General features: G+C 45.8%; 5 protein-coding genes and 1 pseudogene. All 6 read left to right on the top strand.

Going from position 1 to position 3,044, the window contains the following annotated elements:
* Nucleotides 1–401: pseudogene (locus I8U17_RS17950) on the top strand (hypothetical protein); the annotation flags it as partial.
* 14 nt (nt 402–415) lie between these two features.
* Nucleotides 416–688, top strand: a complete 273-nt coding sequence (locus I8U17_RS17945; RefSeq protein WP_198059986.1) for a hypothetical protein — start codon at nt 416–418, stop codon at nt 686–688.
* 5 nt (nt 689–693) lie between these two features.
* A complete protein-coding gene (locus tag I8U17_RS17940; RefSeq protein WP_198059985.1) occupies nt 694–984 on the top strand; it encodes a hemolysin XhlA family protein in 291 nt (96 codons plus the stop codon).
* Nucleotides 985–1,000: 16 nt separating this feature from the next.
* Nucleotides 1,001–1,282 (top strand): hypothetical protein, encoded by a 282-nt coding sequence (locus I8U17_RS17935; protein ID WP_198059984.1) that lies wholly within the window; start codon nt 1,001–1,003, stop codon nt 1,280–1,282.
* 48 nt (nt 1,283–1,330) lie between these two features.
* Nucleotides 1,331–2,155: a peptidoglycan recognition protein family protein gene (locus tag I8U17_RS17930; protein WP_198059983.1), complete on the top strand. Its 825-nt coding sequence runs from the start codon at nt 1,331–1,333 to the stop codon at nt 2,153–2,155.
* Nucleotides 2,156–2,185: 30 nt separating this feature from the next.
* A complete protein-coding gene (locus tag I8U17_RS17925) occupies nt 2,186–2,944 on the top strand; it encodes a PIG-L deacetylase family protein (RefSeq protein ID WP_198059982.1) in 759 nt (252 codons plus the stop codon).
* Nucleotides 2,945–3,044 lie beyond the last annotated feature (100 nt).

Below are 3,044 nucleotides of genomic sequence, written 5' to 3'. Positions count from 1 at the left end.
ATACCGGAGAGGTTAAGCAAGGGCAATGGTCGACCTATGGAAATAACATCGGTTGCTGGTTCTTTAACAATGGCCCTTCCTCAACAGTGACAGGGAAGACCATTAAAAGAATGCAGTTTTACTGCAAAAGGAAGGATACGGGTGGATATGGTTCCACTAAAGTGACTATTCGCTACCATAACTATACTGGCAGACCAAGCGGGCAACCCTCTGTGTCCAGTGAATATGTTTATGCCACCTTTAATCGAGGTGATGCCCTGTGGATTGATCTGCCGACAACATTCTTTGCTCCATTCCAAAATGGGACAGCAAAGGGAATCGCGATCTACACTGCTTCTGGTGATGACCAGTACTATGCTGTTTTCGATGATTCAGCCATTTTAAAAATCACTTACCAGTAAGGGAGTGTTGATACATGGCTACTACACCAATGAATATCATCAACTATTTGCCACCCGAAAATAACAATGTGATCGATGTTTTCCAGAACTGCACAGACATCAAGTGGTATGAGTCAGAATGCACGGTCGAATTTACAGGTGAATCTTCAGGCTGTTCCTTTTCTTATGGTGGGGAACCGCATTTTGTTGTAGTTGATCCAAGCTATGCGCCTGAAATGTATCAGCCAATTCCCGATGAGTATTTCACGATTGATCAAAAAAACAATTACAAGGTAGTGGAGGGGTGAAGACGATGGGCGAAAATAACGGTGTCGTCATTTCAATCAAGGAAATGTATGCCACACTTCAGGAGGTTTCCAGGGCTTTGCAGAGAATCGAAAGCCGATTAGACAAGCTGGAGGGAAAAGTAGAGATAGCCTATCAGGCAGATGAAAGAAGCCGGGCGGCTCTCAATAAAGCAGAAGATGCATTAGAGTTAGCGCAAAAAGTTGAAAGTCAAATTGCTTGGTTATGGCGTACAGCAATAGGCGCTTTGATTGTTGGAGCAATCGAGGCGCTTTTTTATATATCTCACCTTAACTAATTGGAGGATGATATTTATGTTTGATGTTCAAGTATTTGGAGTTAGCGCTGTGGGTGCAATTGTGGCTGTTTGTGCACTTTTGAAGGAAGTGGGATTCCCGCAAAAATACGCACCGTTGGTGGCCGTGGTACTCGGGGTACTTACTGGGGTCTTCCTCGTTGATCCCCAAAATTGGCAACAAGGGATTATTACTGGCCTGAGCTTAGGTCTTTCCGCGATCGGAGTCCATAGTGGTATCAAAAACGTGAAAGAGGGCATTACCAAAAAGGTTGATCAACCCCAACAACCGCAACAATAAGCAAAGAGGGCTTTTGCCCTCTTTTATTTCATAGAAAGGAGTATCAACATGGAGATCAAGCAATTATTAATTCCAGCTAGCAATACCAAGACTCGCCCGGGCATTAAAATGACGCCAAAGTATATTACTGTCCATGAAACGGACAATACGGCAGCCGGAGCCAATGCAGCGGCTCATGCCAAATTGCAGTTCAATGGAAACAGTCGAACCGCGTCCTGGCATTTCACCGTAGACGACCACGAGATTTGGCAATCCATACCGGAAGATGAAATTGCTTGGCATGCCGGCGATGGACATGGAACCGGAAATATGGAATCCTTGGCGATTGAGATTTGCGTGAACAGCAATGGGGATTTTGAAAAAGCGAAAGCAAATGCGATCTGGCTCATTCATTATCTTATGGACAAGCACGGGATTCCGATCGACCGAGTGGTGCCACACCAGCACTGGAGCGGAAAGAATTGCCCGCGACACATTTTGACTTATTGGAACACCTTCATTAATCAAATTAAATCGGGAGGCGGTGAGAACATGCCGAAAATCACATACCATAACGACAATGAATTACCGCTCTCGCTTGGTTCTAAAGGTGAATTAGTGAAGAAGGTACAACAAAGGCTCGGAATTACGGCCGATGGATATTATGGCCCGAACACGAAGGCCTCAGTCGAGGCGTACCAGAAGCAATACGGATTAAAAGTGGATGGGATCGTCGGACAGGAAACGTGGCATTCTCTTTTCCGACCGACGTATCGCGTAGAAGTAGAGGGAAAAGTCGTTCTCGATACGGTCTATTCCGATAAAATCGCCGAAGCAGTCAAAAAGGCGATTGATAGTGGAGTTAAAGAAATCAAAATTTACCCACGGTCTTAAGGCCGGGAGATTTTTTAAGGAGGAATCAAAATGGCAAGACCCGTTGTTTTCTACGCCCCTCATGCCGATGACGAGACACTCAACATGGGAATCACCATAGCCGAGCATGTCGCAGCCGGCAGACCGACTCATGTCGTCCTCATGACGCACGGCCGGCAGTCAGGTGCTATCCAATACATCAATGGAACCTTTCATAATGGCGGATACTATTGGGTTTTAAAACATGATCCTGCTTTCGAGGGATACAAACCGCTCACCGTTGAGGAGTTCGCAGCCGCACGAATGGAGGAGTTTTATAACGCTCTCCGACAGCTTGGAGTCCCAGCAGAAAACCAACATATCGAATATCTCGATGATCCGAACAGCGACGGCGGTGAAAGTGTAACGGTGAATGAAGCGAAAAACATAATTCAAAAGTATATTGACCTTTATCCGGATGCTGACCATTATACCCTCAGCTATCATGATATTCATCCGGACCATGCTGCCTGCGGACAAGCACTTCAAGACCTCTACAACGCTGGCAAAATCCAATATTATGTGCGTTTTATTATTTCAATGGCCACGCGGGATGACTACGAATCCCGTGGTGTAGCTATTCCTGGAGGAGGTTGGAAAGATACGCCGACGGATGACACCATCAAGCAACGTGTCATCAATGCTTGCCGATGCTACGCTGACTGGTCACCAAGAAACGGAGCGTATGCGATTGGATATCACAGCGTTTCAACCCAGTTTGACAAGTTCCTCACCAATCCGTTTCACTATCTCCACCTGCCGGGGCAATAAGAAAGGAGAGATTGATGACAAACCCCCCCCTTTTCTTCGGAAAAGGAATGGGGTTTTGTATATTTCTAGGATATATACAGATAAAGTAAACCTGATGTGA

Source organism: Thermoactinomyces sp. CICC 10521, from assembly GCF_016055135.1.
In the GTDB taxonomy this organism is placed as follows: domain Bacteria; phylum Bacillota; class Bacilli; order Thermoactinomycetales; family Thermoactinomycetaceae; genus Thermoactinomyces_A; species Thermoactinomyces_A daqus.
This window is presented reverse-complemented; position numbering and strand designations above follow the sequence as displayed.

Coding starts and splice junctions, on each gene's coding strand:
- I8U17_RS17940 (WP_198059985.1), top strand. CDS start 694: ATGGGCGAAAATAACGGTGTCGTCATTTCAATCAAGGAAATGTATGCC.
- I8U17_RS17945 (WP_198059986.1), top strand. CDS start 416: ATGGCTACTACACCAATGAATATCATCAACTATTTGCCACCCGAAAAT.
- I8U17_RS17930 (WP_198059983.1), top strand. CDS start 1,331: ATGGAGATCAAGCAATTATTAATTCCAGCTAGCAATACCAAGACTCGC.
- I8U17_RS17935 (WP_198059984.1), top strand. CDS start 1,001: ATGTTTGATGTTCAAGTATTTGGAGTTAGCGCTGTGGGTGCAATTGTG.
- I8U17_RS17925 (WP_198059982.1), top strand. CDS start 2,186: ATGGCAAGACCCGTTGTTTTCTACGCCCCTCATGCCGATGACGAGACA.